Here is a 17,580-nt window from a genome sequence, read left to right on the forward strand (position 1 = left end):
AGCGCCGCGATCACATTTGTCTGCGGAAGGTTGCGCCGACTTCGATGTTCAACCGCGAGGCGACCCGCGGTTGGAATCGCCACGAACGACCGCAGCGCTATCACGTCGTTTCGGGAGACTCGTTCGATTTGGGAGCCTCGTCGGTCTCCGGCAAACGATCGCGAATGGCTTCCTCGGTTTTGCTTGCCGTCTTTTTCACGACTTTCTCGACGCGGTCGACCAACGTCTCGGCGTCGCCGCTGGAACCCTGTCGGTCAGCCTCTTCCTTTACAGTCTCATATGCTTCGGCGGCGACCTGCTTGGCTTGCTCCACGCCTTCTTCAAAGACTTCTTCGGCACTGTCACGAAGCTTGTCGCGGTAAGGGCCGAGTTGCGCGTCTTCCGCGGCGGTGTGAGGCAGCATCACGCCGATGGCTGTGCCCACGGCAAGGCCCACCGCGGCCATTGCCAGAGGTTCGCGCTGGAACAGGTCCTGCGCCGACTGCCGCACCCGGCCCGTCATATCGGTCGCGGCCGAGCCGACCTGCCCGGCTGTGCTTCTCAATCTTTCTTTGGCGCCGCTCGCAACGTCTGCCACAGCCTCAGTCGCACCGCCTGCCACGGACGCAGCCGAACGAGCGGCATCGGAGAGCATGGAGCCGGCGGAAGCTTCGCCCTCGGCACCGTACTCATCGCCGCGTGAGTCCTGCCAGGCCCCGCCCAAGCTCCGCTCGTCAGAGACGTTTCGGCTGCCGTCAGGTTCCCTGCCGGTCGAATAGGCACCAGGTGCTGAACTGTCTACCGAGGTGCCCTTGCCAAGCATCAGCCAGGCCAGGCCCGCGCCGACCAATGTAAGCGGCAACGGATTGTCCCTGACCTGAGTCTTAAGATTGCTGAGCATGGCGGATCCCTCGCCGCTGAACATCCCGGTGAATTCGTCGATCAGTTGGCCCGGTGTCATCTTGCTGCGGATCGAGTCTGCGGTATCTGCCACTCTGGCGCGCGCAATATCAGCATCGCGTTCCAACTCGGCTGCGGATTTGTCGGTCATCTTATCTGTTCCTTGATCACGCGTGCGTCGCGTTTAAGTTGGTCTTGTGTCCGGTCGGGGGTCAACTCTGAGGGAGCCATGCTTGCCTTGCCGGAGCGCAAGAGTATGACGCCCAGTACTGCCACCACGACGCCGACGAGCAGCGAGGACCATCCGGCTCCCAGCCCGGCGCTCGCCAAGGCAATCACCAGCGCCTGCAAAAGCACCATCAGGGCGGCGAGCAGGCAAATGGCGCCTCCCATTACCTCCACGGCGCCGGCGCCGGCCTTGCTTACCTTTTCCGACATTTCAGTCCGCAACAGCCTGCTTTCGGTTTGAAGCAGTGTTGTGACCTGCTGTGCCAGATCGCTGACAAGGGTTGTCAGGCTGCGAGTGTCCTGATTGTCAGTCATGGGTTTCGCTCCAGGCTTGCATTGGCCCAGTCATCGCCGGACTGATCGGATCCTAGCGGGGCCGGCTCAACTGCCTCTACCGATCGCCATCCCGACTCATTCGAGCTAGGACCCGTCTCGGGCGCCCGGCCTGTTCCCGACTGGCCCGGTGCTCCGGTTTGGGCAGAGGGTGGCGAGCTCTTGATGAACCGCCCCAACGCCAGGCCTGCCAATACCGAACCGGCGATCAGCGCCCCCGAGTTTTCACGGCCGAACGACTGAATTTCGCCAAGCACCTCGTCGAACGGTTTATCCTTCAGGGACGAGGAAAGCCGCTCGAGCCCGCCTGCGGCGTCAAGGGCGAATTTCGAAGCGGTCCGTTGATCATTATTGGCAAGATGCTCGCTTGCCGCGCGCAATGCGCCGCCGAAGGCCTTGAGATTGGCGCTCACGTCGCGCTGCGTTCCCTCAGCCTTGTTGAACAACGCTTGCTTTGCTTCCGATGCGTAATCTCCGGCTTTCCTGGTGATCTCGTCACGCGCATCGTGGAGCGCTTCCGTCGCGGTCTGCTTTTCCCGTTGTAGTCTTTCTGAAAGCTCGCTTCTGGCGGTCTCGAAATCGGCCGTCTGACGGCCCTGATCGTCCTGGTCCTGCATGGTGTCTCCTAGTGGAATCCGAGGAAGGAGAGGATTGCAAGCACGACGACGACAAGGCCGATGAGATAAATAACACTGTTCATGGCGCAATCTCCTCCACTGCGCACCGAACTTGCCTGTGCTTCCCGTGTTCCCTCAGACGTCATCTTTTTTGGTAAGCGAAGCCTAACCAGCCTCAAGACGGGATCTTGTCCTGTGCCGATGGCGGTGAGCGCGCGGTTGGAAATGATACGAGACCGGACTCCGGTGCGACTTACAGGTCGAGGCGCAGGTCCGCTCCGGCACATGGCGCTGCATGGGCCGGAATTTTTCCGTAGTGCTTTGACTGGGCATTATCGCAGTGGGACCTGCCTGCGACCTACCACTCGATCGCAGGCCGCGCGATCATCAGCCAGAAAATCCCGAGCACGGCAGCGAAGGCGGGGAAGCCGAAGGCGAACCACAGCCAGAAGAGCCTATGATAGCGCGGCGGCAACGGCGCGCCTGCAGCGGCGGCTTGCGATGCCAGCTTGCGCATCTGCATTTGCATCCAGACGACCGGGAGCCAGAACATTCCGGTGAAGATATAGAGCGCGATCGAAAGTACGATCCAGCCCTCCGACAGCGAGTAGCCTGCCTGCCAGGCGAGCGCGGCTCCGGTCAAAGGCTGCGCGACCACGGCCGTCGCGGTGAAAAGGAAGTCGGCGACGACGACGATACGCGCCACCGCCGCAACCGTCGCGGCATTGCCGGTCCTGTGGGCGAGCAGCATGAAGAAAGCGATACCGGCGCCGGTACCAAGCAGCACGGATGCGCCGATGACATGCAGAAATTTCAGCAGGAAATAGAGCATCAACGCTCCTCCAGCACTGCCAAGGCCACAAAGTGCAGCACCAGGATCGGCAACACCTTGAGCAACGGCCCAAGCGGGTCGTTCCACAGATCGGGGCTCAGGAAGCTTCCGACGACCAGGTAGAAGAGCGAGAGCGCGATGCCGCCATAGAGGCCTTTTCGCGTCGCTGGCCGCCAGGCTAGGAGCGCGCCGACGGCGATGTCGGCAAGAGCACCGGCTATCACGGTCGGCGCCGACAAGATGCCAGCCCCCGTGCTTTGCATCAGCTCGATGCCACCGTTATAGCCGGTGGTCAGCGTCACAATACCCGTCACGATCCAGAAGACGGGCAGGACGACGAAGATCGCAGGCTTGATGAAATACAGCCGGGCAAACCATTTTTCCTGCACCGTTGCCGGATTGAGCGCGAGGAAGCCCGCCAGGGTTTGCGGGCGTATGCCGGTCGCGGCGGTCCAGTCCGAGGGATCTCCAACCGCTCCTCGGGCGATCTCTCTGGCCGCGTTGGTGCGCATCGGTGGACGCCAGCCGAACATCGCGGCAAGGTCGCCGAGGCGGTAGAGAAGCCTTGCAACAGCCGCCGGCAAGACAAACCTGGCTGCAGGAGCCCAGCCGAGCCATTGGCGATAGCTGCCGACGACCTCGTCCATGCTCAGCTGTTCGGGACCGACAAGTTCCAACACGACGCGAGATGGACTGTCGGGATCGAGAAGGAAGACGACTGTTGAGACCACATCGTCGAGTAGTACCACCTGGAGCCGGCCGGTGCCGGGCATGGACGGCAGCACCGGCAGCGAGGCGAGACCCCTAAACAATGCGCTGGCCCCAAACACCGGCCGGCCGAGCACCACGGACGGGCGCAGGATCACCCAATCCAGATCAAGCGCCATAAGCGCTTGGTCGCCGGCCAGTTTCGTCGCCGAGAATGCCGAAGGCTGCGCCCGATCGACGCCTATCGCCGAGAAGTGGATTACCCGGGCAACCCCTGCCCGCGCACAGGCGAGGAAGAGTGCTGCCGCCGCATCGCGATGGACTTCGCGCGTCTTTTCGCGAGGGCTGTCCTGCAGGACGCCGGCACAATTCACGACGGCGTCGACACCCCTGAGATGCGGTAGCCAGTCTTCGGGCTGCAGCGCCGCCGCCATGTCCAGCACCAGCAATTGATAATTGCCGGCCCGGCTTGCGCCGGGGCTGCGGACCAATCCGATCACCTCATGCCTTTCGGAAAGAAGGCGTGCCACGACGGAGGCACCGATCAGGCCGGTGGCGCCGGTAACCAGGACTTTCACTGGACCCCATTCTCCGACGGCGGGAAAGTATCGTTCATTCCGGTTTATCGCCCTCGATACTCCCCTTCATACCGGAAAGTTCTTCCGTCGTGCATAACAACCGCGGCCGCGCCGGGTCGGAGATGTCGAGCTTGTCCCAGGGAATGCGGTACACGCTGTCGCGACTGCGCAATCGAAAGGCGTCGAGGACCGCAATGCCGATGGCCGAAGCGGACAGACGCTCGAAGGCCGCGTAGATGCCGACGTGGTAATCGGCAACTACCAGGTTGTCGCCATCCGGTTCGGCGCGTATCTCCTCGATACGGCCGATGCTTTTGCCGCGCTGCGAAAGCACATTCCTGCCAGCCAATTGCTCAAGATTGACGGTGGCCATCATCCAGCTCCCGGAATACGCCCAATGACATGATCGCGCAGCCAGTCCTGCCAGTCGAAAATCGCCGTTTCGCGGACGTCGATATCGAACTCGATGTCGACGCCGATGTCGCGCACCTTGTTCCAGGCGATGCGGTGCGGCTCGGCATGGCGCTTGCCGCCGAGCCTTGCCGCAACCCGCGCCATCCAGCGCCCGGGTCGCTCGCCAAGCCGACGCGCCAGCGTGATCGAGCCGAGCTCGACCGCAACGATTTTGGGCGGCTTGCCTGGCCTGAGTTCCGCCACCAGACCGTCCACCTTGCCGATCTTGACCTGCTCGCGGTCGACCACTTGCTTGTCCAGAATGTCGCGTAGCAAATCCATCACGTGCCTCCGAATATCTGCAAAGGAATGGTCACGATCGCGAGCACGAAACCGAGCGCAATGATGAAGATGACCGCGGCATTCGCGATCATGCCATTGCGGTGCTCGCCGACATAACGCTCGTCATTCAGCAGGAAAAGGAACGGCACCACGGTCAGCGGCAGGCTGGCGGCCGTCAGCGCCATGGAAAAGATGGTTAGCTTCAGCGGATCGAGACCCAGTGCGATCGGAATGGCGGCGAGAAACAGCGAGACAGTGTAGACGGTGCTGAAGCCGGGATCGTCGCGCGGTTTCTGGTCCTCGCCCCACGTCCAGCCGAAACCCTGCGCCACGAGATAGGCTTGCTGCAGCCCGATTTCGAGCGCGGCACCGAAGCAGGCAATGCCGAGCGATGCGACGAACAGGATGAATCCCCAGAAACCGAAGATCTGGATCAGCATCAGCGGCAATTGATGGTAGTCGTCGACCTGCTCTATGCCGTGCGCCGCCAGCACGAGCGCCGCCACGATCAGCACACCGATCGCGATCGTGCCGCCAAAACTCATGCCAATGCCGGCAATCGCCCGATTGGCTCCGAGATAGCTCCTGTCCCACTGATCCTCGATCGCTCCCGACGAATAGAACATGAACAGGTAAGGCGATATCGACGCGCCAAGAATGCTGACCGCCATGAACCAGTATTTGGCCGCGTCGTGGTCCGGCAGAGTGGGCACGGCGCCGGCCGCGACCTGCCCCCAATCGGGTCTCAGCATGATAGCGCCAACCACGAAGCACAGCGTGACGAGACCGAGGATCGAGACGCCTTTTTCGATGAAGCCGAACGTGCCTTTCCAGAGGAACAGCCATACCAGAAAAGCGACCGGCAGCGCCCACCACTGAAAGCCGATGCCGGTGGCGAGCTCGAGCGCAATGGCAACACCGCCAATCTCCGCTGCCATGACCAGGAAGTTGACCAGCAAAGTCGCAAGCAGCGGCCATAGAAAGGCGTTGAAGCCAAACCGTTCCCGGATGCCGTCGGCGATGGTGTGATGGCTTACGGCGGCGAACCGGCCGGCCATCTCGACCAGGAAGATGATGCAGATCACGCCCAGAACGACGGCCCAGATCAGCTGGAACCCGAACGCCGCGCCCGCCTGAGCGGCGGTTGCCATCGATCCGATCTCGAGAAAGCCGCCAACGCTGGTAACGACGCCAAGCGATATTTCGAGCAGCTTCTTCATGGTTTCGGCGCGAAATATTTGGCCTGGGACGCGTTCAGGGCCGCAGCGGCAGCCCAAAGATCGTGCTGCGCGTGTTCCACTTCCGGGCGATTGCCGTCCTGCACTGCCGCCGCGGCGCGTGTCACCACCGTCGAAAGCTGTCCGACTGCCGCCGTCAGACCGGCTTGCTCGCTGGCTTCAGGCGACTTGGCCGACTGGATTTGCGCACGGGCATCGGCGAGCGTCTTGCCGACCGATTGCAAGGTGCGCGACGTGTATTTCGAGGGGGCCGCCCCTGAAGCCCAGGCATCCAGCACCAGCGATGCGGTCTGTGTGGCGGAAGCCGCGGTTTTCGACTGCTGCTCGACCTGGTCGGAAGGCGAGCATGCCGTCAATACAAATATTATCAGCAGCAAGCACGGGCGGTCTGGTCGAAGATCGACGGCTGTAACGGCATTTACAATACGGGCTTGTAGCGTTGCTGCCACACGATTGTTCTCCCCGCACCAAGCGACTTCGGCGCGAAGTTTGATCTAGAGCGCTGGGTGATCACGTCAACTAACCGCGATGAACTGCCTTGGCAGCCCGGAACAAACCACCGATCGCCGGATTAGGGGGATGAGGAGGCAAAAGTCATGGACAGGGAAGAGCGTATCAGGCAGCGAGCCCATGAGATCTGGGAGCGTGAAGGCCGTCCCCAAGGACGCGAGCGCGAGCATTGGGATCAGGCCGTGCAGGAGATCGAAGCTGAGGGTTCCGAGGCCGAACGCGGTCCGGTCGTGCCCGATCCAACGGTCGGGGCCGGCTCCAGTCCCGAGGCGCGTGGCAGTAAGCGGCGGCGAGGGACATGAGGCCGATGCCTCGTTTCGTCGCCTGGATCGTGGTCGTACTGGTCGTGCTGTTCGCCGCCTGGCTGATGATCGGGCGCGACAGAACCGGCGGCGGAGGTCAGCCCACGCCGCACGCAATTGATCAAAATGGATAGGAGCCGACATGACGGGAACCGATACTCATCCTGAACAAGACCCGGCAGAAGGATCGCGATCGATAGTGGAAAAGCAGCTCCGCAAGGAGCAAGGCGGCGAGGGTCAAAATCGCAAAGCCGAGCCAGCTTCCGACAAATCCGGCAGCAAGACCAAGACGCCTTCGGAAGCGCGCAAGAAAGGCTCAAGCTTGGATTGAGCCGGCCGAAAGCGGGCTCACACTGCCGTTTGCCTCGAAATAATAGGGATAGCGCTCCTGGACGATTTCGAGCACCTCGAAGATGCGGCGAAGATGCGTTCGCATCGCCTCTTCCGCCGCAAGCGCGTCGGCCTGCTCGAGCGTATCGACAATCCGCCGATGTTGGCCGAGAACCACCGACATGCTGTCGAGGCGCGGGAAAGACAGGAAACGGAAGCGGTCCATGTGCAGCTTCGCCGCGCTGATGTCGGCCCAGATTCCGGGGAAGCCGGCATGGCTGGCGATATGCTGGTGGAACAGCTCGTCCGACTTGAAAAAGCGCCTGTCGTCCGCGATGGAGGCGAACGTCTCCTGGACGGCCAGTTCGCCTTTCAGCATGGCGAGCAGGTCGGCGCGACGCGGGCTCTCGACCGCACGCTTGATCAGGCCGACTTCGAGCGATTCGCGCAGGAACTGCGATTTTTCGAGATCGGCGATCCGGAGCGGGGCCACCATGCTGCCGCGCTGCGGATAAATGTCGATCAAGCCAAGACCGGCCAGCCGGGCGAGCGCCTCCCTGACCGGCGTGCGGCTCACGCCGAGGGCTTCCGACATCGCCTTTTCCGAGATCACTTCATGCGGCTTCAGACGGAAGGTCAGGATCTGGTCGAGCAGAACCTCGAACGTCCTCGCCGCGACCGATACGCCGGGGCCGGTTTCGCCCAACCGCCCCTCGGTGATGGTCCGCATTCCCAAAAGCCCTGCCATCGGCGACCCCTTATAGGCTCTGCAGCTTCAAGCCGTTCATGAAATGCCTGCGCAAGCAGCAGCGCCGAGGTTATTCCTTGCGCGGAGAACCGCCGATGCGCGCCAGCAGGCCGCCATCGACGCGTACGACCTCGCCGGTGACGAAGGAGGCATCGTCGGACAGCAGGAAGGCGACGACTGCGGCAATCTCTTGCGGCCGGGCGGTACGGCCGAGCGGATGCATATTGTCGAGGATGCGCAGGATCTCGTCGGGCTTATCGTTGAGTTTCACCGCATCCCGCAGCATCGGCGTGTCGACCGCACCCGGAGCGACGGCATTGACGCGCACGCCGAGCGGCGCATAGTCGACGGCCATCGATTTGACCAGGCCGATCAGGCCGTGCTTGGCCGTGCTGTAGGCCAGAACCCCTTCCTGGCTGGCCAGACCCTGCACCGAGCTCATATGGACGATGGCGCCGCGGCTTTGCCGCAGCAGCGGCATCGCCGCGCGGGAGAGCAGGTAGGCAGCCTTGAGGTTGACGTTCATCACCTCGTCCCAAAGTGCCTCGTCCGTGGTCTCCACCGTTCCGTAACGCTGGATGCCGGCATTGTGGGAGAGCATGTCGAGCCCGCCGAACGCGGACCGGGCAAGCTCGACGGCGCGGCCACAGGCCTCAGTGTCGGCGGTCGAGCCAAGCACGGTGTGCACGGTCACGCCGCTCGCCGAAAGCTGCGCCGCTACCTCATCCAACTGATCGCCCGCCCGGTCGAACAGGATCAGGTCGACGCCTTGCTCGGCCAGTCTTTCGGCGACAGCACGGCCGATGCCCATGGCCGCCCCGGTGACCAGTGCGCGTTTTTTGAACTCAGCCATTTATCCTCCCTCGAACAGTTGCGCAGCGACTGCCATGGTAGTCGACGGGCGCACTTGACGTGCTCTTTCCACCGAGCCGGCCCAAGCGTGTTCGGCATCATGTCGCTCCTTGCATGAAAGCCAGCGTTTCCGCGCGCGTCGGTGCGCCAAGACGTCCGCCAAAGCGCAGGCATTTCAGGGCGGCGGCGGCGCTGGCCACTGCTATCGCCCGCTCTTCGTCCCAACCTTCGGCCAGGCCGAGAGCGAAGGTGCCGTGGAACACGTCGCCTGCCGCCAGGGTGTCGACGGCTTCGACCCGCGGCGACGGCAGATGATGGACGTCATTGCTGCCCGAGTAGCGGAACACGGTGCCGTTCGCGCCATCGGTGACCGCCACGAAGGCGCCGGTCCGTTCGCCGAGAATGGCGACGGCAGAACCGGCGGATATCTCCGGACCGCAAAGGATGCGTGCCGCCGGCAGCGAAGCAACGACATGCGAGGCGAGCGGCAGCAGCCGGTCGAGCACCGGTCGCGAAGCGACATCGGCGTCAAGGATCGCCGGGATGCCGCACTCGCGAGCCTTCGCCAGCGCCAGGGCCGCGGCTCCGGGCCAGCGGACATCAACCAGCACGACGTCGAAGCGGGAAAAATCCGCGGGCGGAAGACGGTCAGGATCGGCTTGCGTGACTGCATCGTAGAAGGGCACAATCATACGCTCGCCGGCGGCATCGACCAGGATCGTGGCAATGGCCGAGCGGCCGCCCTCGACCTTTCGCACCAGCGAACAGTCGACCCGCTCCGCCTCCATCTGGGCGATGACGTCGCGGCCGACGGCATCGTTGCCGACGCTTGCCCATAGCCAGACTTGCCCGCCCTGGCGGCTGGCCGACGCGGCGGCGCTTGCTGCCATGCCGGCCGCGAGCTGCACGGCCTCGCTTGGCAGGAACTTGCCGGCGCCGGAGGGCAGGACATCGAGGCGCAAGATCGTATCGTAGGTGAGCGCGCCGACGCAAAGCAGGCGGGGCGCCGTCATTGCAGCCGGTAGCCGCGCTGATGGGCAATCGCCGTCATCACGCCTCTCAATTCGGCAAGGCCGCGAAGACGGCCGATCACGGGATAGCCGGGATGGGTGTGCCGCGCAGCGTCATCGATCAGCTCATGGCCATGATCCGGGCGAAACGGCAGCAACGCCGCCGGTTCGCCGGCGTCGCGGCGGCGTTGCTGCTCGTCGAGCAAGATCGAAACCACCGAGACCATGTCGACATCGCCGCTCAGATGCTCGGATTCCATGAACGAGCCGTCCGGGTCCTTGCTGACGTTGCGCAGATGCACGAAGTTGATCTTGTGCGCAAAGCGGCTGGCGATGTCGGGCACGTCATTGGCCGGGTTGGCGCCCAGCGACCCCGTGCACAAGGTAAGACCGCTATTAGCCGATGGCACTGCGTCCAGGATAAAGGCGATGTCGTCGGCGTTCTTGACGATCCGGCACAGGCCGACGAGATCGCGCGGCGGATCGTCCGGGTGGATCGCCAACGTGACGCCCGCCTCTTCGGCCGCCGGCAGCACGTTTTCGAGAAAACGGACGAGGTTCTCGCGCAGCCGGTCGTGCGACAGGCTCGACTGCTCGGCCACCACTTCGCGCAATTCCGCTACGTCATAGCGCTTGAAGGCGCCTGGCAGGCCGGCCATGATGTTGGCGAGCAGACGCTCTTTTGACGTATCCGGCGTCGTCTCGAACCATTCGCTCGCCCGCTGGAGAACATCGGACGCATAGTCGCGCTCCGATCCCTTGCGCTGCAGCATGTAGCAATCGAACGCGGCAAGCTCGTGCATGTTCATGCGGAGCGCCCGTCCGCCGCCCGGCAGCGGCGCAGCCAGGTCGGTCCGGGTCCAGTCGAGGATCAGCATGAAGTTGTAGCAGACCGTGCGCACACCGCAGGCGCCGAGATTGCGTAAGGTCTGCCTGAAATTGTCGTAGAGCCGGTCGAGATCGCCGCGGCCGAGCTTGATGTCCTCGTGCACGGGCACACTCTCGACGACGCTCCATTTGAGGCCCATCGCCGGATCCGCCTCGATAAGCGCCTGGCGCTGCCTGATGGCGTCGATCGGCCAGACTTCGCCGTAAGGGATGTCGTGCAGTGCCGTCACGATGCCGGTCGCGCCGGCCTGCCTGGCATGGGCAAGCGTTGCCGCGTCGCTCGGCCCAAACCATCGCCACGTCTGCTCCATTCGACCTCCAGCTGCGGAATTTCTCGATGACCGCTGGTGTATTGGATACTACCATGGCAGTCAATTGCTTGCCGCAGCCCAGTGCCTGTATCCGCGTTCGGGCGGCCGCCCTATGAGAGATTACAAAGGTACGTGGCGTTCAGATTGAACGGCTATCCAAGATCCGAGTTTCGGCTGGCCCAAATCGCGCCGCGTTCGAACATCGTGCGCATTTGCGGCACGGCGAACTCGTCGGCGGTGTGCCCGAGCGCGCTGTAGAAGACGCGGCCCTTGCCGTAGCGGCGCTTCCAGACAACCGGCATGACGACGCCGGCGATGAAATCGAGATGCTCGCCGGTGAAAGTAGTCGTCGCCAGCACCTCGTTGGTCGGATCGACATGCATGTAATACTGCTCTGAACGGTAGGCGAAGCTGTCGATGCCCTGCATGACCGGATCGCCCGGCCTGGTGATGTCGACGTGATAGTCGATGATGTTGCCGGGATGGGCGACCCACTGGCCGCCGGTCATGAACTGGTATTCCGGCTCGTTGCGGAAGCTGTCGCACATCGTGCCGTGAAAGCCCGCAAGGCCGGTGCCGGCCCCGACGGCGCTGGTCAGGTTTTGCAGCTCCGACTTTTCGATCGTCGACATGGTGATCACCGGGACGATGAGATCGAGCTTGCTCAGCTGCGGATCGGCAAGCGCCGAAGTCCCCTGCTCCAGCTGCACGTCGAAGCCGTTGCCGGCCAGCATCTCCTTGACGATTTCGGCGCTTCGGGCCGGGGTGTGACCTTCCCAGCCGCCCCAGAAAATCAGTGCCGTCTTGCTCATCGCATTGTTCCTATTCCAGAATTCCAAAAGGCAGATCGGCGCGCATCGGCGCCGGCCGGGCGCAGCCATATCTGAGATCGATACGCCGCCCTGTCTCAGATGAAGAGATGATCGATTCCATGATTTCCAGGACATGGAGGGAAAGATCGAGGCTGGCGCGGTGTTGTCTGCCGGAGACGATCGCCTGCGCCATGTCGGCAAGGCCGAGGCCCCGGTAGTTGCCGTTGCCATAGGAATGGATCTGATCGGCTACCGTCCAGTCGCCCTTGCGCTGGCTGGTCCTGATGTCGCCCTGGAACTGGTTGGGATCGGAGACGATCATCGAGCCCGTGGTTCCGTAAAGTTCGATGTGATTGTGTTCATGCTTCCACACGTCGAAGCTGGTGGTGATCGAGACCGCGGCGCCATTCTCGAATGCGAGTAGGCCGGAAATATGGGTCGGCACCTCGACCCGGATGGTTTCGCCCTGGCGCGGTCCAGAACCGATGGTGCGGGTGGCGTAGGATGACTTCGCCTGCCCGGTCACGGATTTTACCGGACCAAGGAGATTGACCAGGCAGGTCAGATAGTACGGTCCCATGTCGAGCATCGGCCCACCGCCAGGCTGATAGTAAAAATCCGGATTGGGATGCCAGAGTTCGTGGCCGGGCACCTGCATGAAGGCAGAGCCGGCGACAATGGTCCCGACCGTATCCTTATCGACCAGCCGCCGCGCCGTCTGGTGGGAGCCGCCAAGAAAGGTGTCGGGTGCGCAGCCGACGCGCACGCCCTTTTCGCGCGCGGCCGCGACCAGCCGCTCGGCGTCGCTGAGCGTCGTTGCCAGCGGCTTCTCGGAATAGACGTGCTTGCCTTGCCCGACAGCCTGCAGGCCGACCGGCACATGATGCTGCGGCGTCGTCAGGTTGAGCACGATCTCGACGCGCGGATCGGCCAACAGCGCGTCAACCGGCATGGCAGCCAGGCCGTAGGCCGCTGCCTTGGCCTCGGCCGCCGTCCGGTTGACGTCGGCGACGCCGACAATGTCGAGCACCGGGAATTGTGGCGATGCCTTCAGATAGGCATCCGAAATGTTGCCGCAGCCGATAATGCCGACACCGATCCTCCGCATGGGCTTCTCCTCAAAAGGCGGCATTGATGAAACAGCAGAACTCGTTTGTCACCCCCCTTTCGGCCAGACGACGTTATCCCGTACAAGGATATACCTCGAGAGCCTCAGAACCGCCGCCCGATCACAATCGCGCGCCTATGCGCGAGCCGCTTGCTTTCGAGGTCGAACGGCCGGTACTCAGCAACATTGCTTCATGTAGCTTGCTCGACATTTTTGATGCCGGCTTTGAGCACAGCACAGATTTTCACCCGTAGAAGGACGCACATGATCCGCCCACAAGGAACCATCGCACCGATCCTGACGCCGTTCGAAAACGACGGCCGGATCGCCCGCGATCTCTGGATATCCCACGCCAAATGGGTGCTGGATCAGGGAGCGCATTTCCTGTCGCCGTTCGGCACCACGGGCGAGGCCTTGTCCGTCTCGTTGCGCGAGCGCATGCAAGCGCTGGAGTGGCTGGTCGAGGCCGGCATTTCGCCAAGCCATCTGATGCCCGGCACTGGTGTCACAGCACTTGCCGAGACCGTCGAGCTGACGGCGCATGCCGTCGGGCTCGGCTGTGCCGGGGTGATGGTGCTGCCGTCGTTCTTCTATACGGCCGCCGGCGACAACGGACAGGCCCGCTACTATGGCGAGCTGATCGAACGGGTGGCGAACCCGGCGATGAGGATGATCCTCTACCACATCCCGCAGAATTCCGGCGTATCGGTGAGCCCGGCGCTGACCGCCCGCTTGAGCCAAGCGTTTCCGGATGTCGTGGTGGCTTACAAGGACAGCGCCGGCGATTGGAACAACACCGCGGCGGTCATTGCGGCAGCCCCAAGGGTCGCGGTGTTCCCTAGTTCGGAAGCACAGCTGACGAAAGGCCTCGCCAACGGTGCTGCGGGGTGCATCTCGGCGACGGTCAATCTGAATGCCGCAGCGATCCGGGCCCTCTACGACGCAGCGCTGGCGGGAGAGGACATTACTGACGCGGATGCCGCCATCAAGGCGTTCCGCAAAATCATCCAGGACGCCGGCCTCATCTCCGCGATGAAGGCAGTGCTGGCGGTACGGTCCGGCGACAGACGCTGGCTGAACCTGCGCGCGCCGCATGAGAACGCGACGCAAGCCACCGGCGAAGCTTTGCTCGCCGCTTTCGGCCCGCTAGCCGACCATATCGGCCGGAGCTGACTATCGGGCCGTGTTCAGGGCGGCAGCAGCGCGTATCAGCGCCTTGAACGCATTCTCATCTATGTCTTCGCCCTCACGGATATCGATGGCGCGCCTGGTGTTGCCTTCGAGACTGGAGTTGAACAGGCCTGAAGGATCCGGCAGGGAGGCGCCCTTTGCGAAGGTCACCTTCACGACGTTCTTGTAGGTCTCGCCGGTGCAGATTATTCCGGCGTGCGACCACACCGGAACGCCTCGCCACTTCCACTCCTCGACCACTTCCGGGTCAGCCTGCTTGACGAGAGCGCGGACATGGGAAAGCGTCTTGCCTCGCCAATCGCCCAGCTCACTGATCCTCGCATCTATCAGCTGCGAGGGGGAGCTCTCTGCATTTCCTTCCATAGAGCCACTCTTCATCACCATTGTCGCTTTCCCCAGGGTTGTTGCCGCTCGCCCGTCACATGAATACCGCTAGTCGGCACCGGGTTTGCGGGAATGACTCGCATTCCACTCACATTCGCTCGCCAGGCAACTGGCTGGCTTGCCTTACCCAGTCGGTGAGTTGAGCTTCGTCGAGCTGGTCGTCCTCGCGGATGTCGAGGTAGCGCACGTCCTTGTGCTTGGACTCGCCTGGAGGGACAGGATGCAGCGACGTGCCGCGGAAGAAAGCCAGCTTGATGTACTTTGTGAAGCAATGGAAGTTGAGGAACCAGCCTTGACCCTCTACGCCATAGAAGGGCGAGTTCCATTTGACGGCCTTGCGCAGGTTGGGAACGTTGCGCTCGATGAGTGCGTCGAGGCGGCGGCCGACATCGCGTTTCCAGCCCGGCATGGCCGCGATGTAGGCCTGCACAGGAGCGTCACCATCACCCTTCGGGATCTGCGGGTTGCCGCCTGCGAGGAGGACCGGCTTGGCGGCTGCAGGCTTGGCGGCGGGCTTCTTCGCGACCGCCGCTGACTTGATGGACGTCTTGTTGGCCATGCGTTCACTCCAATGCGCCGGTGCCCCCTGCGTTGCGCCACTTGGGAGCGTAAGGCAGCACGAACATGTACAGACCGGTAAGCAGGAGCAAGCCGAGTGGAAACAGCGGCAAGAGGTATACCCAGTAGGCGGGTTCCTTGCCTGCTCCCAGGCTGATGAAGATGGCGGCGACGACCGCCGCAAAGATAATCGACAGCCAGCGGTGGATCTGCCGAACCCATTTGTTCCAATCCATTGAGACCTCCTCTGAAGACGAACCGAAGCGGATCGGGCGGCCCGTTTGGCGACTCCCGCCGGGCAGCCACGCCACTGAACGCATGCTTTACCAGCGCGCCAGTTGGGTGATTTGAACGAGATTGCCGCAGTTGTCGTTCAGCTGGGCGATGGTCGAGCCGGTTACTTCGGTCGGCGGCATCGTGAACTCGGCGCCGCGCGCTTTTATGCGCTCGTAGTCGCCCTTGACGTTATCGGTGAAGAACATGACCGCGGGCTGGCCCTGCTGGAAAATGGCTTGCTGGTAGGTCTTTGCAGCGGGGTTGTCATTGAGCGCGAGTTGCAGCTCGGCACCGTCCGGCTCGTCGGGTGATCCAACGGTCAGCCAGCGAAACGGCCCATTGCTGAAATCGGTCTTCTTGGTAAAGCCGAGCGTTTCGGTGTAAAAGCCCAGTGCCTTTTCCTGGTCGTCCACGTATACTTTGGCCAACTTGATCTTCACTGGCTTGCCTCCATTATCGCCTCGTGATGTCGCTCTGTAACAGAGCCCTTGCTTGGATAGCCCAGCGGATCTCAGTCCGTCCGCGCCAGAACCTGCTCCAGATCGTCAAAGAACCTCGGCCAGCCGACTTTGGCACCCCGGAAGTAAGGCTGCTGATCCGGCCGGAAGCCCGACTGTTCCATGCGCAAGCGGGCTCCGGTGCTCGTGGGGGTGAGGGTCCAGGAGACGACACTCTTGAGATCCTTGGTATCCCACGTGTAAGTCAGTGTTCTGTTCGGCTCGACCGTCTGCACCTGACATTCGACAGCGCCCCAGTCTGCGTGAAGATTGAAGCGGTGGTTCGCGACAGGTTTGAAGTCATTTTTCATGAGCCACTCCTCGATCAAGTGTGGTTGCGTGAGCGCGCGCCAGATCTTCTCGGGCGGATAAGCGATTTCCCGTTCAACAACGACGGAGAGCGTTTCGGTCGCCATTTCGTTCACTGGTCCATCCTTTTGAGCAGGTCTTCGAGGTCGTCGAACCGGCTCTGCCAGAACCCGGTCATCTGGCTTGTCCAGTCAATCAGGGGGGCAAGCGCAGCAAGCTGCGCGCTATAATGGGTCTGTCGCCCTGCATGGCGGTCGCGCACGAGCCCGGCCTGCCTCAAAACGCCGAGATGTTTTGACACGGCCGGTTGCGAGATCCCGGCCTGAGCCGTCAGAGCCCCGACCGTCTGCTCTCCTTCGCGACACAGCCGCTCAAAAATAGCGCGCCGAGTCGGATCGGCAAGCGTTCTGAAGAGTACATCGTGAGCGTTTGGCATTGGGATCGATAACCCTTCGGCTATTGATCGATGTATAACCACCGGGATATGTGTGGGTCAAGCGGGAAGCGGCATAATTCTCGTTGCAGGTCACCTGCTTCGCTCACGCAGCCAGTTGCTTATTCGCCGTGCTCTGCACTGGAATTGTCACGCGTTATACGCTACATGACCATCTACATGGTCAGGAGCTGAGATGGACGCGGTCAATTTGGCGGACGCCAAGGCACATCTGAGTGAGCTCGTCGACCGGGTCGAGGCTGGAGACTCGATCGACATAACCCGGCGTGGCAAGCCCGTCGCCAGGCTCACGGCCGTGGCCCGCCCTCGCAAACGGATCGACGCCGTCCTGCTCCAATCCCTGACCGCAACCATGCCTCTGCAGGCCCAGGCTGCCGCCGATCTGGTGCGATCGATGCGAGATGGCGATCGCTATTGACGTCCTATCTCGATACTTCGCTGATCATCGCGGCACTATCCAACGAAGCCATGACCGCGCGCGTTCAGGGCTGGCTGGCGGAGCAGGACCCAGCGCAACTTGTGATCAGCGACTGGACCATCACCGAGATGTCCTCCGCCATGGCGATCAAGCTTCGGACCGGACAGATCGACCTGGAGCAACGCGCGGCAGCGCTCGCGATGTTCAATAAGCTTGTCGCTGAGAGCTTCACCGTGCTGCCGGTGACGGGCGGGCATTTTCGGGTCGCCGCGAAATTCGCCGATCAGCATATGCTCGGGCTTCGTGCTGGCGACGCCCTGCACCTCGCGACGGCATCGGAGCATGGCGCCACGGTGTGGACCCTCGACCAGCGGCTCGCCGAGGCAGGACCGATTCTCGGCGTGCCGACGCAGTTGCTGGCATGATCGAGGCCCTCTCCTCCAAAATGAATAAACCGATTGAGGCTCGCCGAGC

28 protein-coding genes are annotated in these 17,580 nt (G+C 62.6%); 7 read left to right on the forward strand and 21 right to left on the reverse strand.

Annotated elements, in window-relative coordinates:
* Positions 1-100 precede the first annotated feature (100 nt).
* From NKI59_RS24115 to NKI59_RS24155, 9 genes are all read right to left on the reverse strand, one after another.
* On the reverse strand, positions 101-1,030 hold the full coding sequence (locus NKI59_RS24115; RefSeq protein WP_352593711.1) for a hypothetical protein: 930 nt from the start codon (positions 1,028-1,030) through the stop codon (positions 101-103).
* Positions 1,027-1,422 carry a phage holin family protein gene (locus NKI59_RS24120; RefSeq protein ID WP_352707318.1) on the reverse strand — a complete coding sequence of 132 codons (396 nt, stop codon included), beginning with the start codon at positions 1,420-1,422 and terminating at the stop codon, positions 1,027-1,029. The genes NKI59_RS24115 and NKI59_RS24120 overlap by 4 nt, the downstream gene beginning before the upstream one ends.
* Positions 1,419-2,147 (reverse strand): hypothetical protein, encoded by a 729-nt coding sequence (locus NKI59_RS24125; protein ID WP_352623171.1) that lies wholly within the window; start codon positions 2,145-2,147, stop codon positions 1,419-1,421. Before NKI59_RS24125 ends, NKI59_RS24120 begins: the two co-directional genes overlap by 4 nt.
* A 268-nt stretch (positions 2,148-2,415) precedes the next feature.
* Complete coding sequence (locus NKI59_RS24130) at positions 2,416-2,889, reverse strand: DUF2269 family protein (protein WP_352593714.1); 474 nt, start codon at positions 2,887-2,889, stop codon at positions 2,416-2,418.
* A complete protein-coding gene (locus tag NKI59_RS24135) occupies positions 2,889-4,175 on the reverse strand; it encodes an SDR family oxidoreductase (RefSeq protein WP_352707320.1) in 1,287 nt (428 codons plus the stop codon). Before NKI59_RS24135 ends, NKI59_RS24130 begins: the two co-directional genes overlap by 1 nt.
* A 34-nt stretch (positions 4,176-4,209) precedes the next feature.
* Positions 4,210-4,548, reverse strand: coding sequence for a hypothetical protein (locus NKI59_RS24140; RefSeq protein WP_352623170.1), 339 nt, complete (start codon positions 4,546-4,548; stop codon positions 4,210-4,212).
* On the reverse strand, positions 4,548-4,910 hold the full coding sequence (locus NKI59_RS24145) for a hypothetical protein (protein WP_352623169.1): 363 nt from the start codon (positions 4,908-4,910) through the stop codon (positions 4,548-4,550). The genes NKI59_RS24140 and NKI59_RS24145 overlap by 1 nt, the downstream gene beginning before the upstream one ends.
* On the reverse strand, positions 4,910-6,130 hold the full coding sequence (locus tag NKI59_RS24150; protein ID WP_352623168.1) for an Nramp family divalent metal transporter: 1,221 nt from the start codon (positions 6,128-6,130) through the stop codon (positions 4,910-4,912). The genes NKI59_RS24145 and NKI59_RS24150 overlap by 1 nt, the downstream gene beginning before the upstream one ends.
* Complete coding sequence (locus tag NKI59_RS24155; RefSeq protein ID WP_352623167.1) at positions 6,127-6,525, reverse strand: hypothetical protein; 399 nt, start codon at positions 6,523-6,525, stop codon at positions 6,127-6,129. Before NKI59_RS24155 ends, NKI59_RS24150 begins: the two co-directional genes overlap by 4 nt.
* Before the next feature lie 219 nt (positions 6,526-6,744).
* Here NKI59_RS24155 and NKI59_RS24160 point away from each other — a divergent pair, with 219 nt between their 5' ends.
* The 3 genes from NKI59_RS24160 to NKI59_RS24170 are packed head-to-tail and all read left to right on the forward strand — an operon-like array spanning position 6,745 to position 7,291.
* Positions 6,745-6,960, forward strand: a complete 216-nt coding sequence (locus NKI59_RS24160; protein WP_352623166.1) for a DUF2934 domain-containing protein — start codon at positions 6,745-6,747, stop codon at positions 6,958-6,960.
* A 5-nt stretch (positions 6,961-6,965) separates the two neighbouring features.
* The gene (locus NKI59_RS24165; RefSeq protein WP_280952094.1) at positions 6,966-7,094 is read left to right on the forward strand and encodes a hypothetical protein; all 129 of its coding nucleotides are present in this window, start codon (positions 6,966-6,968) and stop codon (positions 7,092-7,094) included.
* 8 nt (positions 7,095-7,102) lie between these two features.
* Complete coding sequence (locus tag NKI59_RS24170; protein ID WP_352623165.1) at positions 7,103-7,291, forward strand: hypothetical protein; 189 nt, start codon at positions 7,103-7,105, stop codon at positions 7,289-7,291.
* Here the strand turns inward: NKI59_RS24170 and NKI59_RS24175 are convergent.
* From NKI59_RS24175 to NKI59_RS24200, 6 genes are all read right to left on the reverse strand, one after another.
* On the reverse strand, positions 7,277-8,038 hold the full coding sequence (locus tag NKI59_RS24175) for a GntR family transcriptional regulator (RefSeq protein ID WP_352623164.1): 762 nt from the start codon (positions 8,036-8,038) through the stop codon (positions 7,277-7,279). The genes NKI59_RS24170 and NKI59_RS24175 overlap by 15 nt on opposite strands.
* Positions 8,039-8,108: 70 nt before the next feature.
* A complete protein-coding gene (locus NKI59_RS24180) occupies positions 8,109-8,891 on the reverse strand; it encodes an SDR family NAD(P)-dependent oxidoreductase (RefSeq protein ID WP_352623163.1) in 783 nt (260 codons plus the stop codon).
* A gap of 97 nt (positions 8,892-8,988) precedes the next feature.
* On the reverse strand, positions 8,989-9,903 hold the full coding sequence (locus NKI59_RS24185) for a PfkB family carbohydrate kinase (RefSeq protein WP_352707323.1): 915 nt from the start codon (positions 9,901-9,903) through the stop codon (positions 8,989-8,991).
* Positions 9,900-11,099 (reverse strand): mannonate dehydratase, encoded by a 1,200-nt coding sequence (uxuA, locus tag NKI59_RS24190; RefSeq protein WP_352707325.1) that lies wholly within the window; start codon positions 11,097-11,099, stop codon positions 9,900-9,902. The genes NKI59_RS24185 and uxuA overlap by 4 nt, the downstream gene beginning before the upstream one ends.
* A gap of 152 nt (positions 11,100-11,251) precedes the next feature.
* The gene (locus NKI59_RS24195) at positions 11,252-11,911 is read right to left on the reverse strand and encodes a ThuA domain-containing protein (RefSeq protein WP_352707327.1); all 660 of its coding nucleotides are present in this window, start codon (positions 11,909-11,911) and stop codon (positions 11,252-11,254) included.
* A gap of 10 nt (positions 11,912-11,921) precedes the next feature.
* Positions 11,922-13,019 carry a Gfo/Idh/MocA family protein gene (locus NKI59_RS24200; RefSeq protein ID WP_352707329.1) on the reverse strand — a complete coding sequence of 366 codons (1,098 nt, stop codon included), beginning with the start codon at positions 13,017-13,019 and terminating at the stop codon, positions 11,922-11,924.
* A 26-nt stretch (positions 13,020-13,045) separates the two neighbouring features.
* On the opposite strand from NKI59_RS24200, the gene NKI59_RS24205 reads away from it, so the two are divergent.
* Together NKI59_RS24205 and NKI59_RS24210 are read left to right on the forward strand one after the other, a co-directional pair.
* Complete coding sequence (locus tag NKI59_RS24205) at positions 13,046-13,273, forward strand: hypothetical protein (protein WP_352707332.1); 228 nt, start codon at positions 13,046-13,048, stop codon at positions 13,271-13,273.
* 10 nt (positions 13,274-13,283) lie between these two features.
* Positions 13,284-14,192 (forward strand): dihydrodipicolinate synthase family protein, encoded by a 909-nt coding sequence (locus NKI59_RS24210; protein ID WP_352707334.1) that lies wholly within the window; start codon positions 13,284-13,286, stop codon positions 14,190-14,192.
* Here NKI59_RS24210 and NKI59_RS24215 read toward each other — a convergent pair whose 3' ends face one another.
* The 6 genes from NKI59_RS24215 to NKI59_RS24240 form a co-directional block, all read right to left on the reverse strand.
* Complete coding sequence (locus NKI59_RS24215; RefSeq protein WP_502897041.1) at positions 14,193-14,573, reverse strand: DUF1801 domain-containing protein; 381 nt, start codon at positions 14,571-14,573, stop codon at positions 14,193-14,195. It abuts the gene before it with no gap.
* A gap of 109 nt (positions 14,574-14,682) precedes the next feature.
* A complete protein-coding gene (locus NKI59_RS24220) occupies positions 14,683-15,153 on the reverse strand; it encodes a DUF1801 domain-containing protein (protein ID WP_352451013.1) in 471 nt (156 codons plus the stop codon).
* 4 nt (positions 15,154-15,157) lie between these two features.
* Entirely contained in the window at positions 15,158-15,388 is a 231-nt protein-coding gene (locus NKI59_RS24225) for a hypothetical protein (RefSeq protein ID WP_023716563.1), read from the reverse strand.
* 87 nt (positions 15,389-15,475) lie between these two features.
* A complete protein-coding gene (locus NKI59_RS24230; protein WP_352707337.1) occupies positions 15,476-15,868 on the reverse strand; it encodes a VOC family protein in 393 nt (130 codons plus the stop codon).
* Between the two features lie 71 nt (positions 15,869-15,939).
* Positions 15,940-16,350 (reverse strand): SRPBCC family protein, encoded by a 411-nt coding sequence (locus NKI59_RS24235; RefSeq protein ID WP_352707340.1) that lies wholly within the window; start codon positions 16,348-16,350, stop codon positions 15,940-15,942.
* Entirely contained in the window at positions 16,347-16,670 is a 324-nt protein-coding gene (locus tag NKI59_RS24240) for an ArsR/SmtB family transcription factor (RefSeq protein WP_023716560.1), read from the reverse strand. The genes NKI59_RS24235 and NKI59_RS24240 overlap by 4 nt, the downstream gene beginning before the upstream one ends.
* Before the next feature lie 193 nt (positions 16,671-16,863).
* On the opposite strand from NKI59_RS24240, the gene NKI59_RS24245 reads away from it, so the two are divergent.
* Together NKI59_RS24245 and NKI59_RS24250 are read left to right on the forward strand one after the other, a co-directional pair.
* On the forward strand, positions 16,864-17,106 hold the full coding sequence (locus NKI59_RS24245) for a type II toxin-antitoxin system Phd/YefM family antitoxin (RefSeq protein WP_352468031.1): 243 nt from the start codon (positions 16,864-16,866) through the stop codon (positions 17,104-17,106).
* Complete coding sequence (locus NKI59_RS24250; protein WP_352707342.1) at positions 17,103-17,531, forward strand: type II toxin-antitoxin system VapC family toxin; 429 nt, start codon at positions 17,103-17,105, stop codon at positions 17,529-17,531. Before NKI59_RS24245 ends, NKI59_RS24250 begins: the two co-directional genes overlap by 4 nt.
* Positions 17,532-17,580 lie beyond the last annotated feature (49 nt).

Source organism: Mesorhizobium sp. M0598, assembly GCF_040320865.1.
Lineage (GTDB): Bacteria > Pseudomonadota > Alphaproteobacteria > Rhizobiales > Rhizobiaceae > Mesorhizobium.

Excerpts from the sequence above, each read along its gene's own strand:
- NKI59_RS24200 (WP_352707329.1), bottom strand. The coding sequence starts at position 13,019 with ATGCGGAGGATCGGTGTCGGCATTATCGGCTGCGGCAACATTTCGGAT.
- NKI59_RS24195 (WP_352707327.1), bottom strand. The coding sequence starts at position 11,911 with ATGAGCAAGACGGCACTGATTTTCTGGGGCGGCTGGGAAGGTCACACC.
- NKI59_RS24225 (WP_023716563.1), bottom strand. The coding sequence starts at position 15,388 with ATGGATTGGAACAAATGGGTTCGGCAGATCCACCGCTGGCTGTCGATT.
- NKI59_RS24145 (WP_352623169.1), bottom strand. The coding sequence starts at position 4,910 with ATGGATTTGCTACGCGACATTCTGGACAAGCAAGTGGTCGACCGCGAG.
- NKI59_RS24175 (WP_352623164.1), bottom strand. The coding sequence starts at position 8,038 with ATGGCAGGGCTTTTGGGAATGCGGACCATCACCGAGGGGCGGTTGGGC.
- NKI59_RS24220 (WP_352451013.1), bottom strand. The coding sequence starts at position 15,153 with ATGGCCAACAAGACGTCCATCAAGTCAGCGGCGGTCGCGAAGAAGCCC.
- NKI59_RS24170 (WP_352623165.1), top strand. The coding sequence starts at position 7,103 with ATGACGGGAACCGATACTCATCCTGAACAAGACCCGGCAGAAGGATCG.
- NKI59_RS24210 (WP_352707334.1), top strand. The coding sequence starts at position 13,284 with ATGATCCGCCCACAAGGAACCATCGCACCGATCCTGACGCCGTTCGAA.
- NKI59_RS24130 (WP_352593714.1), bottom strand. The coding sequence starts at position 2,889 with ATGCTCTATTTCCTGCTGAAATTTCTGCATGTCATCGGCGCATCCGTG.
- uxuA (WP_352707325.1), bottom strand. The coding sequence starts at position 11,099 with ATGGAGCAGACGTGGCGATGGTTTGGGCCGAGCGACGCGGCAACGCTT.
- NKI59_RS24140 (WP_352623170.1), bottom strand. The coding sequence starts at position 4,548 with ATGGCCACCGTCAATCTTGAGCAATTGGCTGGCAGGAATGTGCTTTCG.
- NKI59_RS24245 (WP_352468031.1), top strand. The coding sequence starts at position 16,864 with ATGGACGCGGTCAATTTGGCGGACGCCAAGGCACATCTGAGTGAGCTC.
- NKI59_RS24180 (WP_352623163.1), bottom strand. The coding sequence starts at position 8,891 with ATGGCTGAGTTCAAAAAACGCGCACTGGTCACCGGGGCGGCCATGGGC.
- NKI59_RS24215 (WP_502897041.1), bottom strand. The coding sequence starts at position 14,573 with ATGGAAGGAAATGCAGAGAGCTCCCCCTCGCAGCTGATAGATGCGAGG.
- NKI59_RS24120 (WP_352707318.1), bottom strand. The coding sequence starts at position 1,422 with ATGACTGACAATCAGGACACTCGCAGCCTGACAACCCTTGTCAGCGAT.
- NKI59_RS24240 (WP_023716560.1), bottom strand. The coding sequence starts at position 16,670 with ATGCCAAACGCTCACGATGTACTCTTCAGAACGCTTGCCGATCCGACT.
- NKI59_RS24160 (WP_352623166.1), top strand. The coding sequence starts at position 6,745 with ATGGACAGGGAAGAGCGTATCAGGCAGCGAGCCCATGAGATCTGGGAG.
- NKI59_RS24165 (WP_280952094.1), top strand. The coding sequence starts at position 6,966 with ATGCCTCGTTTCGTCGCCTGGATCGTGGTCGTACTGGTCGTGCTGTTC.
- NKI59_RS24115 (WP_352593711.1), bottom strand. The coding sequence starts at position 1,030 with ATGACCGACAAATCCGCAGCCGAGTTGGAACGCGATGCTGATATTGCG.
- NKI59_RS24205 (WP_352707332.1), top strand. The coding sequence starts at position 13,046 with ATGAAACAGCAGAACTCGTTTGTCACCCCCCTTTCGGCCAGACGACGT.
- NKI59_RS24150 (WP_352623168.1), bottom strand. The coding sequence starts at position 6,130 with ATGAAGAAGCTGCTCGAAATATCGCTTGGCGTCGTTACCAGCGTTGGC.
- NKI59_RS24185 (WP_352707323.1), bottom strand. The coding sequence starts at position 9,903 with ATGACGGCGCCCCGCCTGCTTTGCGTCGGCGCGCTCACCTACGATACG.